Origin of the sequence: Verminephrobacter aporrectodeae subsp. tuberculatae At4, assembly GCF_000193225.1 — a bacterium.
Taxonomy (GTDB): Bacteria; Pseudomonadota; Gammaproteobacteria; order Burkholderiales; family Burkholderiaceae_C; genus Acidovorax; species Acidovorax aporrectodeae.
Genome location: NZ_AFAL01000542.1, coordinates 1 through 713, shown reverse-complemented (window position 1 = coordinate 713; position 713 = coordinate 1). Strand labels below are relative to the sequence as shown.

The following is a 713-nucleotide window of genomic DNA, read 5'->3' as shown; positions in this document are numbered from 1 at the left end:
CACGGCACGCCGGCCCTGCATTTGCATGGCCGCTTCGACGCCGAGGCCCTGAGCCGCTACTTTCTTGAGGGCGCGGCATGAGGGTGAGGGCCGTCCGGGCGCTGGCGCTGTGCGCCGGCCTCGTGCCAGGCGCCGCGCCGGCGCAGGACACGGCGGCCACCGCCGCAGCCACCGTCGAACAACCGCGCAGCTTCGGCCATGTGCTCGGCGACGTTCTCACGCAGCGCGTGCTGCTCGAACACGCGGGCCGGCCGCTGACTCCCCGCAGCCTGCCCACTGCGGCGCGGGTCGATCTCTGGTTCGAGCGCCGTCCCGCGCGCGTCGAAACCGACGCGCAGGGGCGGCGCTGGCTGGTGCTCGACTACCAGCTCATGAACGCGCCCCGGGCGCTGAGCGCCGTCGCGCTGCCGGCGCTGCGCCTTGCGAGCCGTTCGGGACCGACCCTTGCGCTGCCCGCATGGCCGGTCAGCATCGCCCCGCTGACGCCCGCGCAGGCCTTCGGCACAGGCGATTTGCAGCCGCTGCGCCCCGATCGGCCGATCGCCCCGCTGCCGACCGCGGCCATCGAGCGGCAAGCGTGGCTCGCGCTCGCCGCCCTGCTCGGCGTGCTCCTGGCCTGGATGGCTTGGTGCGTCTGGCGCAACACGTGGGAAGCCAGGCGCCTGCCGTTCGCGCAGGCCTGGCGCGCGCTCCGGCGCATCGACGACCCCGCG

At 75.0% G+C, this 713-nt stretch carries 1 protein-coding gene; it reads left to right on the top strand.

All coding sequences use genetic code 11. The features are described from left to right. Positions 1-77: 77 nt before the first annotated feature. The coding region (locus VTU_RS0118065) for a hypothetical protein (protein ID WP_010106800.1) at positions 78-713 on the top strand (636 nt) is incomplete at its 3' end.